General features: G+C 45.1%; 21 protein-coding genes. 20 read left to right on the top strand and 1 reads right to left on the bottom strand.

Annotated features, from left to right (window positions below; genetic code table 11):
* Window positions 1-16 precede the first annotated feature (16 nt).
* From TRESADRAFT_RS07845 to TRESADRAFT_RS07780, 14 genes are all read left to right on the top strand, one after another.
* A complete protein-coding gene (locus tag TRESADRAFT_RS07845) occupies window positions 17-2,023 on the top strand; it encodes a leucine-rich repeat domain-containing protein (RefSeq protein ID WP_002704531.1) in 2,007 nt (668 codons plus the stop codon).
* Between the two features lie 114 nt (window positions 2,024-2,137).
* Window positions 2,138-3,613: a leucine-rich repeat domain-containing protein gene (locus TRESADRAFT_RS07840; protein ID WP_002704530.1), complete on the top strand. Its 1,476-nt coding sequence runs from the start codon at window positions 2,138-2,140 to the stop codon at window positions 3,611-3,613.
* Between the two features lie 124 nt (window positions 3,614-3,737).
* Window positions 3,738-6,224, top strand: a complete 2,487-nt coding sequence (locus tag TRESADRAFT_RS07835) for a leucine-rich repeat protein (protein ID WP_002704529.1) — start codon at window positions 3,738-3,740, stop codon at window positions 6,222-6,224.
* 82 nt (window positions 6,225-6,306) lie between these two features.
* Window positions 6,307-8,649, top strand: a complete 2,343-nt coding sequence (locus tag TRESADRAFT_RS07830) for a leucine-rich repeat protein (protein ID WP_002704528.1) — start codon at window positions 6,307-6,309, stop codon at window positions 8,647-8,649.
* 118 nt (window positions 8,650-8,767) lie between these two features.
* Entirely contained in the window at window positions 8,768-10,153 is a 1,386-nt protein-coding gene (locus TRESADRAFT_RS07825) for a leucine-rich repeat domain-containing protein (protein WP_002704527.1), read from the top strand.
* A gap of 119 nt (window positions 10,154-10,272) precedes the next feature.
* Window positions 10,273-12,537, top strand: coding sequence for a leucine-rich repeat domain-containing protein (locus TRESADRAFT_RS15140; RefSeq protein WP_141607256.1), 2,265 nt, complete (start codon window positions 10,273-10,275; stop codon window positions 12,535-12,537).
* An 87-nt stretch (window positions 12,538-12,624) separates the two neighbouring features.
* Window positions 12,625-13,755: a DUF1963 domain-containing protein gene (locus TRESADRAFT_RS07815; RefSeq protein ID WP_002704525.1), complete on the top strand. Its 1,131-nt coding sequence runs from the start codon at window positions 12,625-12,627 to the stop codon at window positions 13,753-13,755.
* A 125-nt stretch (window positions 13,756-13,880) separates the two neighbouring features.
* The gene (locus tag TRESADRAFT_RS07810) at window positions 13,881-14,186 is read left to right on the top strand and encodes a hypothetical protein (protein ID WP_002704524.1); all 306 of its coding nucleotides are present in this window, start codon (window positions 13,881-13,883) and stop codon (window positions 14,184-14,186) included.
* Between the two features lie 153 nt (window positions 14,187-14,339).
* Window positions 14,340-14,741, top strand: coding sequence for a DUF1963 domain-containing protein (locus TRESADRAFT_RS07805; RefSeq protein WP_159100048.1), 402 nt, complete (start codon window positions 14,340-14,342; stop codon window positions 14,739-14,741).
* A 121-nt stretch (window positions 14,742-14,862) separates the two neighbouring features.
* Window positions 14,863-15,429, top strand: coding sequence for a hypothetical protein (locus tag TRESADRAFT_RS07800; protein WP_002704521.1), 567 nt, complete (start codon window positions 14,863-14,865; stop codon window positions 15,427-15,429).
* Window positions 15,430-15,439: 10 nt separating this feature from the next.
* On the top strand, window positions 15,440-16,465 hold the full coding sequence (locus tag TRESADRAFT_RS07795) for a hypothetical protein (RefSeq protein ID WP_002704519.1): 1,026 nt from the start codon (window positions 15,440-15,442) through the stop codon (window positions 16,463-16,465).
* A 115-nt stretch (window positions 16,466-16,580) separates the two neighbouring features.
* A complete protein-coding gene (locus TRESADRAFT_RS07790; RefSeq protein WP_159100047.1) occupies window positions 16,581-18,098 on the top strand; it encodes an SH3 domain-containing protein in 1,518 nt (505 codons plus the stop codon).
* Window positions 18,099-18,206: 108 nt separating this feature from the next.
* Window positions 18,207-18,650: a phosphoesterase gene (locus tag TRESADRAFT_RS07785; RefSeq protein WP_040842629.1), complete on the top strand. Its 444-nt coding sequence runs from the start codon at window positions 18,207-18,209 to the stop codon at window positions 18,648-18,650.
* On the top strand, window positions 18,647-19,165 hold the full coding sequence (locus TRESADRAFT_RS07780; protein WP_002704514.1) for a hypothetical protein: 519 nt from the start codon (window positions 18,647-18,649) through the stop codon (window positions 19,163-19,165). The genes TRESADRAFT_RS07785 and TRESADRAFT_RS07780 overlap by 4 nt, the downstream gene beginning before the upstream one ends.
* A gap of 126 nt (window positions 19,166-19,291) precedes the next feature.
* Here TRESADRAFT_RS07780 and TRESADRAFT_RS07775 read toward each other — a convergent pair whose 3' ends face one another.
* Window positions 19,292-19,705, bottom strand: a complete 414-nt coding sequence (locus TRESADRAFT_RS07775) for a hypothetical protein (RefSeq protein ID WP_040842596.1) — start codon at window positions 19,703-19,705, stop codon at window positions 19,292-19,294.
* Between the two features lie 127 nt (window positions 19,706-19,832).
* Between TRESADRAFT_RS07775 and TRESADRAFT_RS07770 the strand changes: the two genes are divergently transcribed.
* The 6 genes from TRESADRAFT_RS07770 (at window position 19,833) to TRESADRAFT_RS07745 (ending at window position 25,706) form a co-directional block, all read left to right on the top strand.
* Window positions 19,833-20,579, top strand: coding sequence for a hypothetical protein (locus tag TRESADRAFT_RS07770; protein WP_002704512.1), 747 nt, complete (start codon window positions 19,833-19,835; stop codon window positions 20,577-20,579).
* 70 nt (window positions 20,580-20,649) lie between these two features.
* Window positions 20,650-22,332 (top strand): SH3 domain-containing protein, encoded by a 1,683-nt coding sequence (locus TRESADRAFT_RS07765; protein WP_002704511.1) that lies wholly within the window; start codon window positions 20,650-20,652, stop codon window positions 22,330-22,332.
* Between the two features lie 109 nt (window positions 22,333-22,441).
* A complete protein-coding gene (locus TRESADRAFT_RS07760) occupies window positions 22,442-23,095 on the top strand; it encodes an SH3 domain-containing protein (RefSeq protein WP_002704507.1) in 654 nt (217 codons plus the stop codon).
* A gap of 16 nt (window positions 23,096-23,111) precedes the next feature.
* Complete coding sequence (locus TRESADRAFT_RS07755) at window positions 23,112-23,390, top strand: hypothetical protein (RefSeq protein WP_002704505.1); 279 nt, start codon at window positions 23,112-23,114, stop codon at window positions 23,388-23,390.
* A gap of 67 nt (window positions 23,391-23,457) precedes the next feature.
* On the top strand, window positions 23,458-23,952 hold the full coding sequence (locus tag TRESADRAFT_RS07750) for a metallophosphoesterase family protein (RefSeq protein WP_002704503.1): 495 nt from the start codon (window positions 23,458-23,460) through the stop codon (window positions 23,950-23,952).
* Window positions 23,949-25,706, top strand: coding sequence for an SH3 domain-containing protein (locus TRESADRAFT_RS07745; protein ID WP_002704501.1), 1,758 nt, complete (start codon window positions 23,949-23,951; stop codon window positions 25,704-25,706). The genes TRESADRAFT_RS07750 and TRESADRAFT_RS07745 overlap by 4 nt, the downstream gene beginning before the upstream one ends.
* The last annotated feature ends 26 nt before the right edge of the window (window positions 25,707-25,732 follow it).

Raw genomic sequence — 25,732 nt, 5'->3', positions numbered from 1 at the left:
TGAGGGTTTATCAAAAATGGCTAGCGAAGAAGATGTTTTGACAATCGAAAACGGCGTTGTAACGGAATGCAAAAAAGACGCGGAGAGCGTGGTTGTCCCCGACGACGTTACGGAAATCGGAGAGTATGCGTTCCGGCACTGCTCGGCACTGAAATCGATTTCACTTCCGTCCACGCTCACAAAAATCGACGATAAGTCGTTCGGTGGTTGCACATCGCTTTCTTCGGTAGAGATACCAGAAGGTGTGACGAAAATCGGCTGGTTTTCGTTCGCGGGCTGCCTGTCGCTTTCTTCGGTAACAATTCCTAAGAGTGTTGCTGAAATCTGCTATGGGGCGTTCGAAAATTGCAAATCGCTTTCGTCGCTGGTGATTTGCGATGGCGTTACGGAAATCGGAGAGTATGCGTTCTGGCACTGCTCGGCACTAAAATCGATTTCACTTCCGTCCACGCTCACAAAAATCGGCGAACATGCGTTCGATGGCTGCAATGTTGTGGAAAGCATAAGTTCGGCTTCCCCTCTGTTCCCGTTCGACGCGAAAAAGAAAAGGCTCTATGACGCGACAGGAAAAAGAAAAAAAGCGATACTCACGCTGATGGCGGCAAAGGAAGAGGCGAAGAAAGAGAAAATCGAAAAAGTGCAAAAGTTTTCTGCAAGCGCGCTCCTTGACGCGATTGTGGCTGAACACAAGGAAAACGCATCCAGCGTGTCCATAGTGTCTATAGTACGAAACGGAAAGGACTCATATCTTCGCATGAACATCGGAAAATGCGGCATCGAAATCCTGCTCTCTGATTCCAAGTTGGAAAAATGGGCTAAGACGCTTCCTTTATTACTCGATTTTGCCGAGTCCTGCACAGACGTCGCGTCTTTAAGAAAATACGCGATTGAAAACGGCTTTGAGGACGCGAGCCGAAAGTTTTTGTATGTCAGAAACGGAGTCGTGAAAATCAGAAAAAACACGAATCCTGTTCTTCTTTTCATTGGCGGGGGTGCGACGAAAATCCGAAGAAGAGCGTTCGAGAAGAGCAAGACGCTGGAATCCGTCGTAATTTCTCCGAGTGTGAGTGAAATCGGGGATTATGCCTTCAATCTTTGCACAAATCTTGTTTCGATAGAGATTCCCAAAACCGTGGAAAAAATCGGAAAAAGAGTGTTCGACGGCTGCCGCTCTTTGATGTCCATTTCCTTCGGCGGAACAGTTGCTCAGTGGAAAGCGTTGACGGACAAGAATGAAAAACTGACTGTTTGTTCACCTTTGAAGAGCGTCAAATGCTTTGACGGTGAATGTGAGCTGCCTGCCTATATGGTGGTGAAGCGCCGTGGAAAGAACATAAACGGAATTTCTCTTGGCTACGGCGTGAGCAAAATCGGCGAAAAGGCGTTTTCCGGGCTAAAGTCGATTGAATACATTGAGATTCCTGAAGGAATTACGGAAATCGGAGCGAGGGCGTTCCAGAATTGCGAATTGGAAAATGTCGTTATGCCTTCGACGTTGACGAAAATCGGAGAGAGTGCCTTCGAGGGCTGCAAGTGCCTCAAGTTCGTGGATTTCCCTGTGGGCTTGAAGGAAATCGGAGCGAGGGCGTTCTTTGGGTGTGAAAAGTTTTCTTTGATCTGGTACTACGGAAGTGAAAAACTGTGGAACAATATCAAAATAGGAGAGGACTGGTGCAAAGGCACAAAGTTAAAAAGCGTGAAAATATATGGGCTTGACAATGTAACAATCAAAAACGGAGTCATAACTTCGTGCAAAAAAGACGCAGTGAGCGTGGTGACTCCAATCAACGTGACCAAAATAGGAAGAGGAGCTTTTAAGGACTGCGCCTATCTTACATCCATTTCATTCATGCCAGTCATAACGGAAATCGGAAACGAGGCGTTTGAAGGCTGCACTTCACTATCAATCATTTCGTTCGGCGGCACCGTTGAGCAATGGAAGAGCGTTGACAAAGGTGCGGACTGGCACAAAAACGTGCCCATTGATGTGGTTTATTGCACAGACGGCAACGTTAAACTTTGAAGTTGGGCAAGGCTTCCCCGTGATGCTGAACTTTATTTTTCGCAAGAAAAATACTTTCAGCATCTGCGGTTGCTGAGCGAAGTCGAAGCACAAATATATAAAGGAGAAGCAAAAATGGGAAAGACAGTTGACGGAATCATTTATTCAGATGATATGGAAACTGTGGAAGGTGTCTCTGACAAGGGCATAAAGAGTGCGCTTATCCCTGAGGGCGTGAAGTATGTCGTTATGCAGGCGTTCAAGGACTGCTCGGCACTGGAAGAGGTTTCTATTCCTGACAGTATGCTTGACATAAAGAAAAGCGCGTTTAAAAACTGCACTTCGCTGATGACGGTGAGCCTCGGCGACAACGTGGAGTGCCTCGATTCGTCTTGGTTTTTCGCCTTGAAAACGCAATACGAAATTAAGTGCAGGAGCGAAAGCCTGACGTACAAGCTGATAAAGCGAAGCTCAATCTTGAAAGCGCACGTCAAAGAGCTTTCGCACGACGATGCAAAGAGCAAAAAGATAAAGCAAGTGCAAGGCGCAAGCATTGACGCTGTTTTGTCCTCGCTGCTTTCGGAAGCTGCGGGAGAAAAATACCAAATCCTCACGAACAGAAAAACAGGCTTGAGCGTCTTCTTTCAGATTGGCAAGAACGCAGGCTCGTTCAGGTTCTCTCAAAACAGCGCAAAATGGATTGAGAAAATCAGAAAAATCATCGAGATACTTTCTGACCAAGAAAAAGACGGAGCGGAGATTTATGCCGAGCTCAAAGCGAACAAAATCTCGCTTGCCGATATGTCAACGTCGGAATCTTACGAGCGGGCAACAATAAACGCGGGCGCAGACGGAAACGCCAATCTGTTCTCAAGCGGCAGATACAAAGGCTGCTCGACGAACGTGAAAAACACGTTTTCTGTTTATGGCATAAACACAGTCGGCTCATGCAGTTTCGCCATTGGTCGCAGCAAAGAGTTCAAGAACCTGATTTTGACGGACGGGCTAAAAAAAATCGAAGACAACGCGTTCTGGCACAGCCGTCATATAAAATCAATAACATTTCCCGAAACTCTGGAAGTCATTGAAAGGGACGCGTTCAGAATGTGCAACGGTCTTACGTCAGTTCGTTTGCCCGAAAGCCTTCTGGAGCTTGGCAGGGGAGCGTTTTTGGACTGCGAGAACCTTTCGGAGATTTATATCCCGAAATCGATAAAGAAAATCGGAGCGCTTGCGTTTTCTGGCACGAACATTGAGAACCTCGGCTATTCAATAAGCCTCGACGTTGAGTTCACGATAAAAGACGGCTTTGCTTTGGGGAACGATGAACTGCTTTATGAGACTGTGCACAAGGAAAACCTTAAAATCCCCGACGACGTCAGAAAAATCGGAAAAAAAGCTTTCTTTTACAGCGAAAAACTACAGAGCGTTTTCATTCCCGAATCCGTGAAAGAAATCGATGAAGAGGCATTTATATGGGCAAAGTCGCTTACACAAATCACGTTCGGCGGAACGGTTTCGGAGTGGAAGACCGTAAAAAAAGGAAATGCGTGGAATCTCAGCGTCCCCGCAAAAGTGGTTCACTGTGCGGACGGAGACTTTGAGCTATAAGGGAAAGACTGTCATGCTGAACTGTATTTTTCGCAAGAAAAATACTTTCAGCATCTGCGGTTATCATACATAGATTCCGAAAACTTGTTCGGAATGACAAATATATAACAGGAGAAAGAGATTTATGGAAAGCGTATGTTTTACGGGCGAGTATTATGAGATGACTCGTGCGGAGCTGACCGAGAAAGCGTCGAAGAAGTTCGAGGTCAGGAAGAGCGTGACAAAGGATTTGGATATCCTCGTGTGCGACGACCCGAACTCAGGAAGCTCGAAGCTTGAGAAAGCCAAGAAGAACGGAACTCGCGTCATCACTTACAAAGAGTTCATGGATATGGTTGACGACATCAAAGATGATGGAGTTTTCTATATCAGAAACGGAGTTCTAAAAAAGTGCCGTGACGATAATATAGAAAATGTCGTCATTCCTTCTGGCGTGACGGAAATCGATTTTTCTGCGTTCTTGTTCTGCTTTCATCTGAAGTCCATTGAGATTCCTGAAGGAGTAAAGGAAATCGGCAGGGAGTTTCAGGGCTTTAGCGAACTTGAATCTGTGATAATCCACAAAGGCACACAGATAATCAAATATAACGCATTTGAAAAAAATCCTTTGCTAAAGTTTGTGCAGCTTCCTTCGAGCCTGTCTGAAATTCAGACCGAAGCGTTTTTAAGATGTCCCTCTCTTTCGAAAATTGTGTTTGAGGGAACGATTGAGCAATGGAAGAAGGTGAAAGGGCTGGAAAATCTCTTGCAATACGCTCCCGCAACGAGCGTGAAGTGCAGCGACGGCGAATGGCAGAAGCCGCTCGTGTTCGTGGAAGACGGCGTTGCTGTGAAATGCCTCGACAAAAGCACGACGAGCATAAAACTTGACGAGGGCGTGACGGCAATCAGCGAAAACGCCTTCAAGGAGTGCGCCTCTGTTCTGTCAATCGAGCTTCCGTCAACGCTGACGGAAATCAGAAAAGGTGCGTTCGATGACTTGAAGAACGTCGAGAAAATCGTGTCGCATTCACCGCTGTTCACGTTCGACGAGAAGACGAAAAAGCTCTATGACATGACGGGAAAGACGAAGAAAGTCGTCCTTTTGCTCAATGCGGGAAAGGAAGAGGCGAAGAAAGAGAAAATCGCACAGGTTCAGAACGTGTCTGCAAGTAGCGTGCTTGAGTCGATTATGAGCGAGCATAAGACGAACGCGGAGGTCATTCGCGACGACAAGAACGTCTATCTTCAAATCCAGACCGAGGACGGCGGATTTGAGATTGTGCTTGCGGACTCCAAGGTGTCGAAGTGGATGCCGAATCTTCCCGCTTTCCTCGACTTTGTTGCGACGGGTGCGGATTCCATTGCAATCAGGAAGTTTGCGATTGAGAGAGGTCTTGAGGACTCAAGCAAGAAGTTCATTTCGATTTCAAAAGACGGCTGTGTGTCGTGGAAGAAAAAGACGGAGCCGGTCTATCTCTTCATTCCAGAGGGCGTGAAAAAAATCGAAGATAATGCGTTCCATTATTGCAATTATCTTGAACAAGTTGTGTTTCCCGATGGCTTGGAGGAAATCGGTGACAGTGCGTTCACGGACTGTAAGTCGCTCACAAAGATTGTGTTTCCTCCGAGCTTGAAGGTAATCGGCAACAGTGCGTTCTATTGTTGCGAGTATCTTAAAGACTTTGAGATTCCGAACGGCGTGGAAAAAATCGAAGCCGGTGCATTCAGCACCAATAGCAGATTTGAATCCTTGAGGATTCCGGGCAGCGTGAAGATTATCGAACATGCTTCATTCAAAGAATGCCACAAGTTAAAGACTCTCGTAATCGAAAAAGGCGTGGAAAAAATCGAGAAGGAGGCTTTCCAAGACTGCGAGAAGCTTTCTGAAATCACATACACGGGAACTGTCGCTGAGTGGGAGAAAATCGAAAAGGAGAGAAAATGGCATTACAACGTGCCGGCTCAGTCCGTCAAATGCTCCGACGCTGAAGCGTCAATCGCGGTGAATCATGAGGTGATAAAAACAGACACGTACAAGCTCGCCATTTACGACAATGGCGTGGAAGAATGCGTCAGCACTGGCGTGACGGAGAAACTTGTCATTCCCGAGGGCGTGACGCTTATCGAGTACGGCGCGTTCTATGGGGTTAAGGGAATCAAGTCGGTTGAGCTTCCTTCGAGCCTGACGAAAATCGATGAAGGTGCGCTCTCTCATTGTGTAAATCTCAAGTCGGTCGTGTTTCCGCCTAACATAACGGCTATCGAAAAGGATGCGTTCAGAGAGTGTACGGGAATCGAGTCGTTTGAGATTCCTGAGGGCGTGACGACAATCGGGCGAGACGCTTTCAAAGACTGCACAGCCCTCAAGTCGATTAAGATTCCTGAGAGCGTGACGGTTATCCACGACGCGTTCGGACGTTGCACAGCCCTCGAATCGATTGTGCTTCCTGCAGGTCTGACTGAAATCGATTTCACATCGTTCTCTGGCTGCTCGTCGCTTCGTGACATCACATTCAAAGGAACGAAGGCGCAATGGAATGCCGCGAAAGAATATTTTTGGCAGGATGAAGATTTGCCCGCAAAAGTGGTGCATTGTGCGGACGGCGATGTTGAGATAGAGGTGTATTAAGAAAAATCGGCTGCTGAGCGTAGCCGAAGCACGGTTGCTGAGCGAAGCCGAAGCACAAATATATAACAGGAGAAAGAGATTTATGGAAAGTGTATGTTTTACGGGCACATGTTGGGATATGCCGAGAGCCGAGCTTATACAAAAGGCGAGCAAGAAGTTCGAGGTAAGAAACAGCGTCACAAAAGATTTGGACATTCTTGTTTGTGAAAACAAGAACTCTGGAAGTTCCAAACTCGAAAAGGCAAAAAAGAACGGGACTCGCGTCATCACTTACAAAGAGTTCATGGATATGGTCGACGACATCAAAGATGATGGAGTTTTCTATATCAGAAACGGAGTTCTAAAAAAGTGCAGTGACGATAATATAGAAAATGTCGTCATTCCTTCTGGCGTGACGGAAATCGAAAGCAGCGCGTTCTTGTTCTGCTTTCATCTGAAGTCCATTGAGATTCCCGAAGGAGTAAAGGACATCGGCTGGGGGTTTGATAACTTTAGCGAACTTGAATCTGTGATAATCCACGAAGGCACTCAGGTAATCAAACTCAAAGCATTTGAAAACAATCCTTCGCTGAAGTCTGTGAGTCTTCCTTCGAGCCTGATTGAAATTCAGTCCGAAGCGTTCAGCAGTTGCCCAGCCCTCACTGAAATTACGTTTGGCGGAACGATTTCGCAATGGGAGAATGTGGATGGGCTGGAAAATCTCTTGCAATATGTTCCCGCAACGAGCGTCAAGTGCAGCGACGGCGAATGGCAGAAGCCGCTCGTGTTCGTGGAAGACGGCGTTGCTGTGAAATGCCTCGACAAAAAGACGACGAGCATAAAGCTCGACGAGGGCGTGACGGCAATCAGCGAAAACGCCTTCAAGGAGTGTGCTTCGGTCTTGTCAATTGAACTGCCTTCCACGCTGACGGAAATCAGAAAAGGCGCGTTCGATGACTGTAAGAACGTCGAGAAAATCGTGTCGCATTCACCGCTGTTCCCTTTCAACGAGAAGACGCGGAAACTCTACGACGCTACGGGAAAGACGAAAAAGGTCGTGCTTTCGATATTGGCGGGAAAGGAAGAGGCGAAGAAAGAGAAAATCGCACAGGTTCAGAACGTGTCTGCGAGCGCTGTGCTTGAGTCGATTATGAGCGAGCACAAGACGAACGCCCAAGTTGTCCGTGACGACAAGAACGCCTATCTTCAAATCCAGACCACCGACGGCGGCATTGAACTTTTGCTTGTAGATTCAAAAGTGTCCAAGTGGATGCAGAATCTTCCCGCCTTACTCGACCTTGTTGCGACGGGTGCGGATTCCATTGCAATCAGGAAGTTTGCGATTGAGAGAGGTCTTGAGGACTCAAGCAAGAAGTTCATTTCGATTTCAAAAGACGGCTGTGTGTCGTGGAAGAAAAAGACGAAGCCCGTCTATCTTTTCATTCCCGAAGGCGTGACGCAAATCGAAAGAAACGCGTTTTACCGCTGTGAGTCGCTTGAACGTGTGGTGCTTGGCGATGGCATGAAGGAAATCGATAGGTATGCTTTCGAATACTGCGAGTCGCTAAAGTCGGTGGTGATTCCTCCGAGCCTGAAGAAAATTGACGGCTTTGCGTTCGCTGGCTGCCATTCGCTTGAAGGTTTGACGATTCCGAATGGCGTGGAAATAATCGAATCTTCTGCGTTTGCAAGTTGCCGTTCGCTTGAAAGCCTGACAATTCCGAGCAGCGTTCAAAATATCGGATATGGTGCGTTCTCTGGCTGCACTGGGTTAAAGACGCTGGTAATTGAAAAAGGCGTGAAAATAATCGAGAGTGTTGCTTTCCACGACTGCACGTCCCTTTCTGAAATCACATACACGGGAACTGTCGCTGAGTGGGAGAAAATCGAAAAGGGCAGAAGATGGAACTGCGAAGCGCCTGCCCAATTCGTGAAATGCTCCGACGGGGAAGTGTCCATCGTTCCAAAGATTGAGGAAATAAAAACAGACACATACACTCTTAAAATATACGACAACGGCATAGAAAAATGCACCTGCACTGGCGATACAGAGAAGCTTGTGATTGGCGAGGGCATAACGGTTATCGAGCACAGTGCGTTCTGGGAGTGTACGGGAATCAAGTCTGTCGTGTTTCCTTCAAGCCTGACGAAAATTGAACTCGATGCGTTCAGTAATTGTACAGCCCTAGAGTCGATTGTGATTCCTGACGGCATGAAGATTATCGACCCATCGGCGTTCGATGGTTGCACATCTCTCAAGTCTGTCGTGCTTCCTGCAAGCCTGACCCGAATCGGTGACAAAGTGTTCAGATACTGCTCGTCGCTTAATGAAATCATATACAAGGGAACGATGGAGCAATGGAAAGCCGTGAGTAAGTATTTTTGGGGAAACGAAGATATGATAGCAAAAGTGGTTCACTGTGCGGACGGCGACGTTGAGCTATAAGGAGTATTAAGGAAAATCGGCTGCTTAGCGTAGCCGAAGCACGGTTGCCGAGCGTAGCCGAAGCAAGAGATTCCGAATCAAGTTTGGAATGACAAATATATAACAGGAGAAAGCAAAGATGGAAAAGATGGAGATTTCAAACGGAGTTTTGAAAATTTGTAGAGCCTCGAACATTGAGGTTGCCCTTATCCCTGACGGGATTCATACGGTTGGAAAAAGCTATTGGGAAGAACTTTTTTCTTCTTCCTGCAAGTCTGTTAAGAGCGTGTTTTTGCCAAAAAGCGTGAAGCGCATTTACGCAGGCTTTCGCGGACAAAAGGAGCTTTCTTCCCTTGAGTTCGGAGGAACGATGGAGCAATGGAAAGCCGTGAAAATCACCGACCAATTCTGGCGTTCCGGCACAAAGCTCAAGGTGGTGAAATGCTCTGACGGCGTGGTTGAGCTTGAGCCGTACGATGTGAAAGACGGTGTTCTCACAAAGTGCCATTTTGACTTCGTGGAGTTCGCAATTCCCGACGGCGTGACTGAAATCGCGGACGAAGCGTTCAGCTATTGCACCAGCCTTGAAAAGCTCGAAATCCCTGAAAGCGTGAAGAAAATCGGCAAGTGCTGTTTTGCGTTCTGCAAGTCGCTGAAGGAAATCGTTTCAAAATCGAGCGAGTGCCCTTGCGAGAACGGGCTTCTCTTCAGCAAAAAGACGAACCGACTTCTTGCGACCGTCTGCGAAAAGGTGACAATCCCCGCGTTCATAAAATCGCTCGACAACTTTGCGCTCCAGAACTGCACTGAGGTCGCGTTTGAAAAGGGCGGCAAAATCACGGCGGAGACTCTGGACTACAGGGCAACAGCACAAGACGTTCGGGATGCTGTGTGGGAGGAAGTAAAGAAGAACCGTGCCAAGACCGCCAAAATCGACAAGATTGGATTTACAGGCTCGGACTCTCTGCTTTCGGCTATTCTGGAGGAAAGCGGCGTGGACGCGGAGGTTTGGCAGGACAAAAGCGCAGTCGTTCTTGCGGTGAAGGCTCTTGATTATGGTCTTGAGATTCGTCTTTCCTCAAAAAGCACTTCGTGGCAGAAAAATGTCCGCGAGTTTTTGAAGAGCGTCAAAGCGGGTGCTGACATCGTGCAGCTCATAAAGGCAGCCGAGGACAACAAGCTGAGAATCGCAAGCAACCAGGCAAAAAAATACGCCGTGTTCCAAGTCGATGTGAAAGACAAGAACATGTACTTCAACGGTGCCCTCGAAACCGTTTATATCGCCGACGGTGTCAGCACAATCGGAAGTTCTGCATTCTGGGCCTGCCGCAATCTCAAAACGGTTTACATTCCCAAAAGCGTTACGAAAATCAAGTGCAGTGCTTTTGTTGGCAACGACTCGCTCAAAAACGTTACATTCGACGGAACGTTTTCGCGGTTCAATATGATTCAGGAAGAGCGCATGCGCGGGCAGTGGGGCAACAAGATTACTGTGCACTGCACCGACGGCGACTTTGAGCTATAAGTAAAAACTGTCATGCTGAACTGTATTTTTCGCAAGAAAAATACTTTCAGCATCTGGCGATTAGTAAGTTTTAGGAGAAACTTCCTAAACGAAATGCGGATTCCGAAAACTTGTTCGGAATGACAATAAAAGATGAGGGTTTATCAAAAATGGCTAGCGAAGAAGATGTTTTGACAATCGAAGACGGCGTTGTGACAGCGTGCAAAGAAGACGCGGAGAGAATTGTTATTCCTGCTGGTGTGACACGATTAGGCAGTGGTTTTAGTGCGAGCGAAAAATTAAAAGAAGTTGTGTTTGAAGGCACGATGGCAGAATGGGAAAACATAAAGTACTCATACAAAGTTTTTATTTACGGCGATGTAAAATGTGTGAAGTGTGCTGATGGGGAAGTGAAAAAGAGTGTTTACATTGTCTCTGGTGATGCTGTGCAACTTTGCATAGACCGCAATGTGAAAAATGTTACGGTTGAGGGCGTGAAGAAAATCAATCCGAGGGTGTTTCGGCAATCGGAAGTGCTTGAGCATTTGGTGATTGGAGAGGGCGTGACTGAAATCGGAGATGGAGCGTTTCTTCATTGCTCGTCGCTAAAGTCTGTCTCTCTTCCGTCTACGCTGAAAAAAATCGGAAAAGATGCGTTCGACGAATGTTATTCTGTCGAGAAAATCGAGTCTGCTTCTCCTTTGTTCAAGTTCGATGAGGAAAAAAGCACGCTATATTACGTCCACCCCAAAAAAGAAAGGCAGCCAATTCTCTCGCTCAAAAAAGAACTGCACAAAGTTCCAGAGTCATTTTTGACAATCGAAAACGGCGTTGTGACAAAATGCCACGAATCCGCTGTGAGCGTGGTTATCCCAGACGGTGTGACGGCAATCGGTGAAAATGCGTTTAATAAGTGCGAGTCGCTAAAATCTGTGGTGATACCTGAAAGCGTGAGAGAAATCGGAAAGTGCGCGTTCCATTATTGCGAGGCTCTTGAGAGCGTTGTTATTCCAAAGGGAGTTACGGCAATCGGAAATTGTGCATTCGCTAATTGCACAAGACTAAAAGAAGTTGTCATTCCTGAAGGCGTGACTGAAATCAGTTATTGCGCGTTCGAGAAATGTTCTGCGCTTGAGGAAGTGACAATCCCCGAAAGCGTTACGTCAATTGTCGCTGCCGCGTTCAATAACTGCTCATCGCTAAAATCGGTTGTGATACCAAACGGTGTGAAACAAATCGAATCTTGGACATTCAAGAATTGCGCTTCTCTTGAACAAGTGACAATTCCCGAAGGCGTGGTGCAAATCGGAATGGAGGCGTTCTGTTGCTGTTCATCGCTAAAATCGATTGTGCTTCCGAACAGTCTAACAGCAATCGGCGAGCAGGCGTTCGATAATTGCACTTCGCTTTCGTCTGTGACTTTTGGCGATAAGATAACAGAAATCGCTCCTTTTTCGTTTATGAGGTGCGAGTCTCTCAAATCGATTGAGATTCCTTCCACCGTGAGCGAAATTGGAGTGGGGGTCTTTGCTGATTGCACAGCACTTTCTGGCATTGTAATTCCTGAGGGCGTGACGAAAATCGGCAAAAATGCGTTCTACAAATGCACGGCGCTTTCTTCAATTGAAATCCCTTCGACCATGGCGAAAATCGAAAAAGACGCCTTCGAGGACTGTGAGGCTGTCGAAAAAATCGTGTCGAAATCCCCGATGTTCCCATTCAACGAAAAAACGCGAAAACTCTACGCCGTAACGAAAACTACAAAGAATGCTATTCTCTCGCTTGGAAAAGATATCGCAAAGCAAGCGAAAATCGATGAGGTGCAAAACGCTTCTGCGAGTGCTGTTCTTGAGTCGATACTTTCTGAGCACAAGTCAAAAAACAAGGTTGTTCGAGGCGAAAAGAGCGCGAGTCTTCTCATAAAGGCTTCTTTTGGTGGCATAGAGATTTTGCTTCTTGATTCCAAAGTGCAAAAGTGGATGAAGACGCTTCCTTCTTTGCTCGACCTTGCCGCAACAGGCGCAGACGCTTTTGCGCTCAAAAAGTTCGCTGACGAAAATGCCCTTGAGGACAAAAGCCGAAAGTATTTGACAATTTCAAAAAACGACAGTGTGTCGCGCAAGAAAAAATTGAAGCCTGTCTATTTCTTCATTCCAGATGGCGTTACATCAATCGAAGGAAGAACGTTCTCTTTTACAGAGACGCTCAAGTTCACAGCCATTCCTTCGACCGTGACAGAAATCGGTGGAACTGCGTTCGAGGAATGCACCTTTCTCACAGAAATCGCTTTTGGCGGAACGGTTGCACAGTGGAACGCGGTGAAAAAAGGCAAGAGCTGGTGCAAAGGCATTGGCGCAAAATCCGTGCAATGCACCGACGGCGAAGTTGAGATAGAGGTGTATTAAGGAAAATCGGCTGCTGAGCGTAGCCGAAGCACATAGATTCTGAAAACTTGTTCGGAATGACAAATATATAACAGGAGAAAGAGATTTATGGAAAGCGTATGTTTTACGGGCGCGTGCCCTGACATGACAAGAGAGGAACTGACCGAGATGGCAGAGGAAAAGTTCGAGGTGAAGTCAAGCGTCACGAAGGATTTGGATATCCTTGTGTGCGCTGACCCAAACGCAGGAAGCTCAAAGCTTGAGAAAGCCAAGAAGAACGGAACGCTCATTATCAGCTACGAGGAGTTTCAAGAGATACTCGACGAGGAGGAAGACGAAGACTTTTATTCAATCTTACAGACGAGGAAGATTCTGAAGTATATCCGAGAGAAATACGCAATGGAGTGCGTCCGCATAAAGCCAAAGAAAGCAGAGTCGCCGCTTTTGATGACGGCGAGCAAGTTCGGAGGGCTTCCGTACTGGACGGCTGTCGAGGAATACCCAAAGGACAAGGACGGAAACATGCTCACGCTCCTCGCGCAAATCAACTTTTCGGACGTTCCTCATCTTCCTGATTATCCAGAAAAGGGACTTTTGCAGATTTTCATTATTGCAGACCTCTCGGCAGGGCGCGACATGGACGATGACGGAACGACACAGAATTACTGGCGAGTCGTGTGGCGTGAGGACGTGGACGAATCGCTTGCCCTCAGTGCGGACGCTCTTCACGAGATGGGCGTTCAGAGCGCGGAGGAAATCATGCAGAAAGAACATGAAAGGCGGAACAGCCAAATGAAGAGCGGAAAGAAACTCACCCTCGAGCACGATTTCCCGCTCGAAAAAGAGTATGCGCTGACGTTTGAAAAGGGCTTTTCCCACCCGAACCAGATGCTTTCGGAGTACAGCGAGATGGCAACGAGCGCTGCAAAAGAGTTCGGATATCCCGTTTACGAAGACCCGCAAGGCTCGTTCTCCGAAGACTTGGACATGAACGATTATTTTTGCGAGGACTCAAAAGACGGCACTCTTCACCAGATTGGAGGCTATCCGTTCTTCACGCAGCGTGACGGCAGAAGCGAAGACGAGGAAGAAGTCCTGCTGCTCCAGATTGACAGCGAATACAATACGGACATCAATATCAGCTTTGGCGACGACGGAATCGCGAACTTTTTCATCACCCCGGAAGCCCTCAGGAAGCGCGACTTCTCAAAAGTCCGCTACTACAGCGACTGCTACTAATCATGGTTGCTGAGCGGAGTCGAAGCACCGTCATGATGAAAGCGCGTTCCCGCAACCGACGATGTCGAGGAACTTCTCCTTGAGGTCGAGGGGAAAAAACGGACTTTGGAGATAAGGAGATTTTTATGGATTTTAGAAAGATTTCGGATATTTTGCACTCATTCGTAGGCTTTTATCTTTCGCTGATTCTCGGGCTTTTTTCAGGGCTTAGGGCTGCATTGCTGCTCGATGATGCGGGGATTTTAGCGCATTTTTTCGGCACTTCAATGAAAAAGCTGGCGGCGTTCTGCGTCACGATTTTTCTTGTGATGCTCGTCTATGCGCTTTTCTGGCTGTTTTCAAAGCAGCTTTCGCGAAAGGCAAAAATCATCATAGGCTTGATTTTATGGACTTTGGCTCTGCTTTCGTTTTTGACGATGCCGCAGCTTTAGACAAAAAAGGCTCAGGAGAAATCCTAAGCCTTTTGTTTTTTCTGTCATGCTGAACTTTGTTTTCAGCATCTATGTCTTTTATAGCTCACAGATTCCGAACAAAGTCCGTCGATGACACTTTAGAGCGAGCTTCACGAAATGGGCGTGAGGAGCGTGGCTGAGGCTAGAAAGGACGACGACGAATATTTTCCGCTGGACAAAGAGTATGCGATTTCGTTTGAAAAGGCTGTTTCGTTTGTGACTCCGTGCCTTGACGACTTCGATGAGTATATTCGAAAAGAAGCGAAGGACTTGGCTCTTCCTGTTTACGAAGAAGAGAATTCGTGTGATATGTTCGGAGAGAACGATTTCGAAACCTTCTGCGATGACAACGCACCGTTCCATCAAATCGGCGGACTACCGTTTTTCACGCAGAGCGATGTTCGGCGTGAGGGCGACGTGCTTTTGTTCCAGATGGACAGCGAGGGCGAAATCGGCTGGGGAGATATGGGAATCGCGAACTTTTTTATTTCGCTCTCCGACTTAAAAGCGCACGACTTCACAAATGTGCTTTAGACTGCTATTGATTGAAAGCAAAAACCGTCATGCTGAACTCGTTTCAGCATCCGTGGTTGCTGAGCGAAGTCGAAGCACAACAACAAAAAAAAAAGGAAATAAAAATGAAAAGGAGAAAATCATGAAGAAAAAGAAAATTGTGTTTGTCGCGCTCTTGCTGCTTTGCGCGCTTCTTTCCGGGGGCAAATCGATGCAGCTTTTTGTCGAAAGCGTTGACCACGACAACCCGCCACAAAATTTTAGCTATCCGATGGCAGTTTTTGGAGGAAACACAGAAGAGTTCACATACGAAATCGTTGAGGGCAAAGCGTATCTTGATGTGGATTATCCGTCTCAATATGATTTTTGGCTTCCGCACAGAAAACCAGAAGTCATCGAGGACATTGACTTTGAGACACGCATAAACTGTGCTTGCGCTCAGTATCAAAAACTTCTTTCTGACTTCAGAGCGTCAATCACGGTTCTTGACAAAAACGGCGTTGAGATAAAACCGTGCCGAACGGACGAGTCGGACTGGTATTTGGCGGTGTATTTCAAGAAAGGCACGCTTCCAAAGAAAATCAGCGTTACATACAAAGCGACGTTCGTTTTTGACGGGGAGGAAAAATCGTTTGAGTACACGGCGGCTCTCAAGAGGCGGAAGATGTCGTTTTTGCGCCTTCAACTTTTGAACGCGATTTATATGTAAAGAGGTAAAAATGTCAGAATTTTATCTTAGAGTGGTTGTTGGCGGAGCGTGGATATTCTCGGTAATGATTTTGTTCTCTGTAATGAGCGAGATGTTTTGCGACTTTGAAGACATTGTGCTTGGAGGTGTCATTTTATTTTTGATGTTTTCGCACCTTTACATCGTGCTTGATAATGCAAGAGAGAATAAACGGCCATTGCTGCACCCCAAAAGTATTAGAGTTGTTGGTGTGTGCATTTTTCTATGTGCTGTTTTTCGTACAATGGAAAAAGCTGATTTAATTGATGATGAACATGTAGGACTTTTCTATATATTCACAATTCTTGCAGGATTTGTTTTGAACATAACCGTGTTTAGCGTGGATAATTATATCCCGATGGACACTACTGATAAACGCAATATAATCGAAAACAAAAAAGAGATTGTTTTTACAGGCACAATGAATAGCGGTTGGTTGGACTTCGACGCTTTCGACGCAGAAAAATACAGTGTGGATATAAGTTATAAAGCAATGTACTTTGACAAAAGCGAGAAAGATGCAGATATTCATTTCAAAAAACAAAAAAGCGGATATTTTGCAGAAATCGAAAATCACCCGATGAGAGATTACAATTTTGCTGAAAATCAAGATTTTGATGATTTTCTTCTGGACTTATCTCACAAAAACTCACATCTAATCAAAGCTATTTATATGTGCACTTATTTTGTTCCTGATTGGGCAGGGGTAAAAGAGATTTGCGACAAAATCAGCTCTCTTTCTTTAAAGCCTGAAATGCACAAAAGTATTTGCTTCTCTATCGATGATATCGATGATTTTATTGCAAAAATGCGAGTAATGAACGGCTTGAGCGAAAAAGTGAGAGGGTATTTCAAGTATCAATTCAAACAAGATTTACAAGAACTAAAGCCGTGCGGTTTTGTGCGAAAATGGGGAAAAGAAACAGAAGTGAAAAACACACTCATCTTGAAAATCAACGAAACGCCGTTCGCAATCATTAAAAAATACTCTTATTCAATCAGTTTTGATGTGTTATAAAATGCCATTGTTGAGCTTGTTATAAATTTTAAGGGAAGAAAGTATGAGAAAGTTTATTTTTGTCTTATTGCTCGTGTTTTGCGCGCTCTGTGCGTTTGCAAAAGAATACCGCGGAATGTACGTCAATTCAAAAGAGGGCTTGAATATCCGCGAAGAGCCGAATCTGAAGTCAGCGAAACTTGGCGCGCTCAAATACGGCGAGTTCGTCAAGGTGGCTGGCGAGGGCGAGCTGGTGCGAATCGACGGAATTAGCGCACGGTGGACAAAAATCATCCTAGACCACGACGGAAACGATGCAGCTGACGATTATAACAATTACGGCTGGGTGTTCGGCGGATATTTGCAGGACAAATGCCCGATGAGCGAGAGCGAGATTCTCGATTATCTCAAAAGGCTTAGCAAAACCGAAGAGGATTGGCTTGGCACCGACTATTTTCCAGAAAACCGGTACAGAGAATATATGCGCGGAAAGGTCTGGGAATGTCCTGTTTTCAAAAAAGTCCTTCCGAATTATGACTGCAACTATTTTGAGCATGAGACGAACAAAGAAGTCGTTGCTATTCGCGACTGCCTCGTTTATTGGGAGCCTCGGGCAGCAGCGGCTTACGGCGCTCTTCGCTTTGCCAAGGCTGGCACAAAGTTCAAGTTGTGGCGTGTTGATGACTGGGGAATCGACTCGCAGACAAAAACGCTTTTCCCGATTTACGAGACGGACGAACATCTGCTTGTCCGAGGAATCGACGTTACGGGGAGCGACTGCGTCTCACGGGCGAGCGACGGCAAGGGCGGATTTCACTCGCTTGTATATCAGCCAATCCTTGAAGGTATTTCGATTGATGATGTTCACAATAATGTCGAGTCGGCAGATTGCAGCACCACGCACGGGGAGCTTGAGCAATATTTCAACAGCAATTCGGTTTATGAGCGCAGGTGGGGGAGCGGCGGCTTTAATGTGAACTTTGCCGAGCACATAAACCCCAAAGGAAAAAGGCAGGCAATAAGATTTATGAGCAAAGCAAACAGGTTCAAGCTCCTGTTCCCGCTCAACATGAAAAAGCCCGTTCCGATTGTCCAGGAATTGTCGTTTGTCGGCGGAACGGGGCGCGAAAGACATTCAATGATACTTATGACGATTGAGCCTGACGGCGACGGGGAGCAGATCGGGAACTACGTCTACTTCAATTCGGAAAGCGGTTCTGAAGGTCTGGGGTATTGTTATTTTGACGACACGAACGTTTATATGTACCGCTACCAGTCGGACGATAACGGTACTGTCACGTCGGACGGCTGTTATTTCGAGCATCAGAGCGAAGGCGACCCGTATGATTTTCGTGTCGTCGAGAACAGAAGCGGGGAGCCGAAGGGAAAGAACAACGCGGGAAGCTTCAGGAAAGGAAAATACTGCAATCCCGTCTGCCGCCTGAAATTGCGGAAAAGCCCCGGTTTGGGCGGGGAGAAAATCAACACGATTGAGGGCGGAACGCTTCTTCAGGTGCTTGAAACTGGAAAGGAAGCCACGATTGACGGCTACAAGTCGAACTGGGTAAAAGTAAAAGCCGTGAACAAAGAGCGTTTCGTCGAAGGCTACGAGTTCACACAATCAGGCTGGGTGTTCGGCGCATATCTAGAATAGTTTTTTCGTCATTCGGCTGTCATGCTGAACTTGCTTCAGCATCCACTGTTCCCTGAGCGGAGTCGAAGGGAGTCGAAGCACAGACCCCGAAACAAGCTCGGAATGACAATGAAGAGAAAAGCGAATGAGCAACATTTTTTTATTGCAGACACGCATTTTGGCGACGAGCGAATCCTGCGCTACGAAAACCGCCCGTTTTTGAGCGTGGACAAAATGAACAGCGAAATCATAAAAAGGTGGAACGAGCGCGGAAAAAAGTTCCTTGTGAAAGGAAACCACGACACAAAATCAAACGAACATTACAGGCGCGCGGGATTTTGTGAGGTTTACGACCTGCCCGTGATTTTCCAAAACTTTTGGCTTCTTTCGCATGAGCCGCTTTATGTGTGTCAGAATATGCCCTACGCCAACATTTTCGGTCACGTTCACGCAAATCCAATTTACAAGGATTTTAGCGAGCAGAGTTTTTGCGTGAGCGTGGAGCGGATAAATTACACACCAGTTTCATTCGACGAGATAAAGCGCGTTATTGCGGAGGAGAAAACAAAATGAAAAAACAAATCACAATCATGCTGCTGCTTCTTGCGCTTCTCTTTGCTTCACAGGCGATGACGGAGAAAACAAAAATGAACTACACGGGCAAAGTTTCATGGGAGGAAATCTATCTTCCGCCAAGCGATGACGGCGAAGTTCTATTTCTTACGGAGTGGAGATGCTATCTGCTCATTTCCCGCTCTGACGGAGAGGCATGGGAGCTTGAGATTCCGAGCGGCGAAGAAGTTAAAAATCTCAGTTTTGATGAAAGCAATTTTGAAGAAACAGACGATGGCTTTTTGCTTCATTTTAATTGGGGTGGCGGCAGGTATTTTTGGAGCGAAACGTTTTTCTTCAAGGAAAGCGACGGCGAACCTTGTCTGTACAAAATTGAATCAAGGCTGACCGAATACACTTTGAACAAAAAAACAGGCGACTTTGACGATGAAACAGACACAAAAGTCCGAATGATTGCGCCGTTGATAAAATTGTCAGATTTCAATGAAAAACTTCCCAAACTTCTTGGGCAATGAAAAAAAATTGCAGATGAAAATAATTTTTTATAGGAGTGAATAACAATGGAAAATAGGTATGCCCGTAGGTAGTTACGATACCTATTTATAATTTGAATCAATCAGTATGATTCAGACCTGTGAAGATTAACGTAATCCTTCTGCCAATGCTCTTCGGAACTGATATTCTTCATAATCCTCAGAAGAACCAGAAAAAAGGAAACTTGGAATACCGAAGACTGTAGCACCCGTTTGCTCCAACAAGTTCATAAAACGATTGTGCTGTTGGTTTCCAAACTCGTTGACTTCACTTTGACAAGAACTGATGAAGTTTGATAAAGATTTTCGGTCGTTTTTTGAGAGAAAATCTTTGATTTTTGTAAACAAACTTTGCATACAAGAAACAGATTGCTTAGCAGTATCAAAAGAGTCTGTCGTACAAAATGTTTTGTAATTTTGCTTGATGTTTCCCAAAAGAGAACTTACAGTTTGAAAGTCTTTCGTATTAAGATTGGCTTTCAAGTTCTTTTTTAAGGAATTAAAAAGTTCTTGTGCTTCCATAATGTAAACACTCCTTAATGTAGTTATTTTCATCTGCAACGCAGATAATTACTAAATTAAGGTTGATTCATCATATCATACACACGGTATTGTGTCACTATTTAACAAACATTCAGGAGAGAAAATTATGAAAAAAGCGATTTCTTTGCTCTTTTTTGTGACATTCAATCTTTTCCTTTTTGCAGAAAGCCCTTTGGAATCTTTTAAGAAGAAATATGCCGATTCTGTTCAATCCACCAAAATCGAAAGCATAGGAAAAGTGGGAGAGCTTTCTTTGTTCATAATCGTGAGCGAAGAAAACTGGTGGGAACAAGCCGTCTTTTTCAATTCAAAAACGAACGTGACAAAAGAAATCCCTGAGATTACGGAACAAGCGATTCTTTCAGCAAAAATCGTCAGAACAAAAAAAGATTCATTCTTTGAGATTGTGGGAATCACACACAAAGGGCTTGGAAACATCTATCTTTTTGACTCAAGCGGAAAGTGCTTTTTCTCCTACGACTTTGTTGATAGCAATCTTGAAAACGAGGAATATCCAGATTACGCCAAAGTCCCGTGCTTTCGAGAAAGCGTAAGGAACAAGATGCTCGGTCTTTCTGATGATTATTTTGAAGGGTACAGCAAAGTCTTTGAAAACGGCACGCTGAACATCGACTATTCAAAATATGACGCGGGAATCTTGCGGATTTTCGGGGTCTGCAACTATGTCGGGCATAATTTTGAAGATGACAGGTCAAAAGTTTTTGGCTCTGAAAAGGTTGAAAGGGAGTTTTCGTTTTCTGAGGGCGACTGGGTTTTAACGCGCTCAAAAGGTAGACTGGGGAATGTGCCGCACCTTGAAACAAACAAGATTTACAATCTTTGGGATTATTGAGCGGAGTCCAAGCACAGATTCCGAAATAAATTCACCAATGACAAAAGATTTTTGCGGAGGAGAAACAAAAATGAAAAAGATTATTTTGCTTGCACTTGTTTTGCTCAATGCCTTTTGTGCTTTTTCGCAAAGTGCGGAGCGTAGCGGATTTGTGGACGGCTTCGACAAGAGCAAATACAAGGAAATGACATTGAAAGAATTCTGCGATGTATGTTTCAAGTCTGACTCAGACATTTTCGCGGAAGTCAAATGCCATTTCCAGCGTATTGACAGAGAATACACAGAAAGCGGCATAAAAGAGTTTCATTGCTACGGCGACGGCATATCTGATGTTTTTGCTTCTAAACTTATTCCAAGCAATATCCCTCCGTTCACAGCCATTGAACTTTATATTCGACGTGCGTCTGTAAATGCAGGCTCGTGGTATTCCGTTGACGGCTGGCGCGTCGTGGACGAAGCTCGTTTTGTGAATCAAAAATACATCGCAACGGACGCGCTAAAAATTCGCGAATCTCCCTCTCTTTCGGCAAAGCAAATCGGTCGGCTTTTTAAAGCTGAGCGCGCAACCGTCATCGAAGTGGGCGAAGATGTCACAATCGACGGAATCGAATCTGCGTGGGTCAAAGTGCTCACGAAAGACGGAGCGGAAGGCTGGTGCTTTGCGGGCTACCTCACCGACGGCACGGAATACCGCGAAAAGCCGTGGAAGAGTGCTGAGAAAGCGGATTCTGCGTTTGCTGATGAGGAAAATCCTTTTGATGTGAGTTTTCCACGCTTTTCTGACGCAGACGTTTTCATAAAAAGTCAGAAAATCGTATGCACGGAAAAACTTGTTTCAATTGATTATGTGATTTCTGGCAAAGAAAAGAAAAATGTTTCGGCTGTAATCGATTGCAAAGTTCTGGGATTCCAGCGTTTGTGTAACGACATCGTAATTCCGCTCGACTTTTGCATAAAATCCGACGGAAAAGAAATCCCCTTTGAAGTTTACCGAAACGGAAACCTTGTGGACAAAAGTTCTTATTACAGCGGTCTAAAAGAATACGGCGGAGAATATAAGTATGAAGATAAAATCGAGATAAAGTTTGCTTTTGAACTAAAAAACGAAAAAACGATTACTGTGTCTTACGAAAATCTAAAGTCATATCATATGTTTGGCAGTCTTTATATAATTCAAATGGCAAAAAATCCAGACGGAACACCAATTGATTATACATTTATTTATCAAGGGCTTGCCGACTCAAAACTTTATCCTTCAAAAATGTGTCTTTCCGTCAATGATGGTCGCGGTTATACAAAACAGGATTATACATTGCAGTTTTCTCGTGATACAAAAGAAGAGTTTTTCTGGAAAACAGAATTGAATCAATTTTCGGCTCTTGATGGAGAATGTTTCTGGATTGAGTTCAGGTATTTCGGTGTTCTAGAAGAATTTGACCTCGTGTTTATTCCCTGTTGGGATGAAAATCCAATGATTATAGCCTACACAGATGAAAGTTCTTGTATTAATTTATCAAAAGAAATAATTCCCGAAGCATTGCTTTTTTATATGACAAAGTCACAACTTGCGCTTTTGAGAAATGCATTTTATGCCATTTACGGCTATAAATTCAAAAATCCAAAATACGCAGAATATTTTGGACGTGAATCTAATGAACTCTGGTACAAAATAAATCCAAACTTCACAGAAAAAGATTTTAACAAGATAGAAAAGGCAAATATCAATCTCATCAAGAAATACGAGGAGCAATGATGAAAAAACTGATTTTGATTTTTGCGCTGATTTTTATTTCGGGCGTTTTGGCAAGTGCACAAGATTCTGTGCTCTGGCGATACGTCAACACGCGCTGGACGGCGTAAACGTGCGCGACAAGCCGAGCCTTAGCGGAAAGAAGAAGTTTGCGCTCAAATGTAACGAGCGTGTTCAACTCATTGAAGAAACTGCGGAAAAAGAGACAATCGGCGAGTTTGAAGAGCCTTGGTGCAAAATCCGCACACAAGACGGCTCATGGGGATTTGTCTATGGCGCGTATCTTTCAAAATCCCTTGCATCAGCCGCATACTTTCGCTGTTACGAGGCATTGCACCCTGTGGCAGATTATCTTGAAGGGCTTGCAGACGAATTTACTTCGACTATGAACATCGAAAAGAATATGCGCAATATTTCGAGTTTTAACGAAGAGGACACAAACAGAGTTTACGGTCAGGGCATGAACTTTATCTTTTACCCAACAAAAGACAACGAGAGCGGAAAAGAAGGCTATTTTCTTTTGGGCGTTTATGTTTTTGACAATGGTAGCTTGCCAAAGGATTTTCCGATACGGCTTGGCGATTCACTGGAGAAAGTTTACGAGATTTTTGGCAAAGAGCCAAACGGAGAGCGTTATTATCTTGATGACGGCGAAGAGATAAAGGCTTGGGAAGGCTGGGGAAACATTTGCCATGTGGAAATGCTTGTTTTTGACAACGGCGAAAGTGTTATGGGCATAAAGTTTATTTTTGCGCCTGGCTGGTAGGATTTTGGAGAAAATTATGTACAAGATTGCACGGCGTTGTATTCTTTTTGCGCTATTTCTTTTCGGTTCTGCCTACTTTTTCCCACAAAGCAAGTGGACACAAAGTTTCCTCTGGTTCTATCCAATGGTGATTTTGGCGGCTATTGGACTTTTGCTTTTGATTATAGCGTTTTTCAAGGGCGAGCTTTATGGAGAAAGTCTGTTTTTCCCGATAATCTTGCTTCTGGTATCCTTGGCTCTTATTGGATACTCGATTTTGCTTTTATTTTATCTGAGTATGGTTGTGAACGCATGAAAAAGAGAAGCATAGATTCCGAAACAAGTTCGGAATGACATCGGAATGACAATGGAGAGAAAAGCGAATGAGTATTTTTTTTATTGCGGACACGCATTTTGGCGATGAGCGAATCCTGCGCTACGAAAACCGCCCGTTTTTGAGCGTGGACAAAATGAACAGCGAAATCATAAAAAAATGGAACGAGCGCGTAAAAGATGACGACTCGGTTTATCTTTTGGGCGATGTGGGAGATGAGGCTTTTTTGAAAGACTTGAGCGGAAAAAAGTTCCTTGTGAAAGGCAACCACGACACAAAATCGAACGAACATTACAGGTGCGCGGGATTCCTTGAGGTTTACGACTTGCCCGTGATTTTCCAAAACTTTTGGCTTCTTTCGCACGAGCCGCTTTATGTGTGTCAGAATATGCCCTATGCCAACATTTTCGGGCACGTTCACGCAAATCCAATTTACAAGGATTTTAGCGAGCAGAGTTTTTGCGTGAGCGTGGAGCGGATAAATTACACGCCATTTTCATTCGACGAGATAAAGCGCGTTATTGCGGAGGAGAAAAGTAAATGAAAGCAAAGAAAATTATTTTTATTGCATTTGTTTTGCTCAATGCCTTTTGTGCGTTTTCAGCAAACAAAATGCGCTTTTATTTGAGCGGAAAACTGCACGGGTTTTATGTTGACTCAAAAGAAGGCTTGAACGTTCGAAGCGAGCCGAGCTTGAGCGCAAAGAAAATAGCGACTCTTTTGGACTCGGATTATGTTATCCCTGTGGAAATCGGCGAAAAAGCGACGATTGACGGAACAGAAGATTATTGGGTGAAAATCCTGCTTTATCCAGAGCATCGCAAAGACAAGAAAAAAGACGAATACGGCTGGGTTTTCGGCGCTTATCTTGATGACGCATTCCCAAGTTTTTACGCTGACGAGCTAAAAAAGCAGATAAAACAGCGCGGCTTCAATCATTTTCCAGATTTTTGCGATGATTTTGAGACCAACTATATGATTTATGACGAAGATGATGAGTTTGCAAAGTGGGCTTTCAAGTACTCGCAGTATTCTGTGGGAAGCTGGCGGGACAAATATCCGTATTACAATCGCGCGCTCCCGAATTACTTTGCCACAAGAGAGACAAGCAATGTTTTTAACTATTTTGCCAAAAGCGAGACAAGAAATGTTTTTGCTCTTACCGTGCGCGAAGCCTTTTTCTTGGACACGGACACGGAAGGAAAGAGCGCTGAAAATCCAAGATACCACACGATAAAACTGCTTCCTCCTTTTACCCGCGTCGGCTTGCTTGGCATTTGCGGCTGGGGAATCGAGCTTAAAACAAAGACGCTTTATCCCATTTATTCCGCCCTCGTGAATAACCGCGCAGGCAAAATCCGCGGAATCGACATAGCAAACATTTACGACTCTTCTCACGCATTCATCTCGGAAGAAAAAGGACTTGATTTTGTTTATCAGACAGCATACACGAACGTTCGGACAGACGAAAACAGCGATACAGGCTTTCACAAAGAGGAAATCGAAAAAGTTTTGAGCGACAAAAAAACTTACGATTTGGCTTTTCTTAATGGCACAACCGAGATTTCCGCGATGTGTTTCAAAGACAAAGACAAAAAGTGCTACTGCCTTTCGCCAAAAGATTTGACCAAGAAAAACGGCTTTCTTCGCATTTTGTGCCCAAAAAATCTTGCAACAGCAAATCCCCCTGCAATTCTTGAGCAAATCGCGGTCGGAGATTTCAACGAAAAAAAGAGAACCATAAATCAATCCACGACGCTCTATTCGCTAAAAACAAGCGGAGACGAGGCAAAAGCCAAAGAAATCTGCACTTATTCAATAACAACTTCCGACAATTCCAGAAAAGCCCCGAAAGGCATTGCAAATCATTTCTTTGCACCTTCTTCCGAGCATTATGCCGACGCGCTTTATGTTTATGAATACCAGACGGACGAGAGCGGCAAAGTCACCAAGAACGAAACCCGAATCTTTGAGGACAAGCAACACGACAATACTTTCCGCTTTGTAAAAAAATACGATGGAGAGCCAAAGCCTGAACGCCCCGCTGGTGAGCCTGATTTTTATGTAAATCCGATTTGCCGCCTTAAAATGAGAGCAGAGCCGAACCTTGACGCTCTTGTTTTTGGCACTCTTGACGCTGGCACGCTGCTGAAAATCGTTGACGTTGACGGCAACAACTGGGTTGTGATTGACGGCATAAAAGGCAAATGGCTCAAGGTTGAGGCGGTGAACGAAGAGTATTTTGTTGAAGGTGGCGAAGTCAGCACTGGCTGGGTTTTCGGCGGATATGTGCGATAGATTCCGAAACGAGTTCGGAATGACAA

The organism is Treponema saccharophilum DSM 2985 (genome assembly GCF_000255555.1).
In the GTDB taxonomy this organism is placed as follows: domain Bacteria; phylum Spirochaetota; class Spirochaetia; order Treponematales; family Treponemataceae; genus Treponema_D; species Treponema_D saccharophilum.
This window is presented reverse-complemented; position numbering and strand designations above follow the sequence as displayed.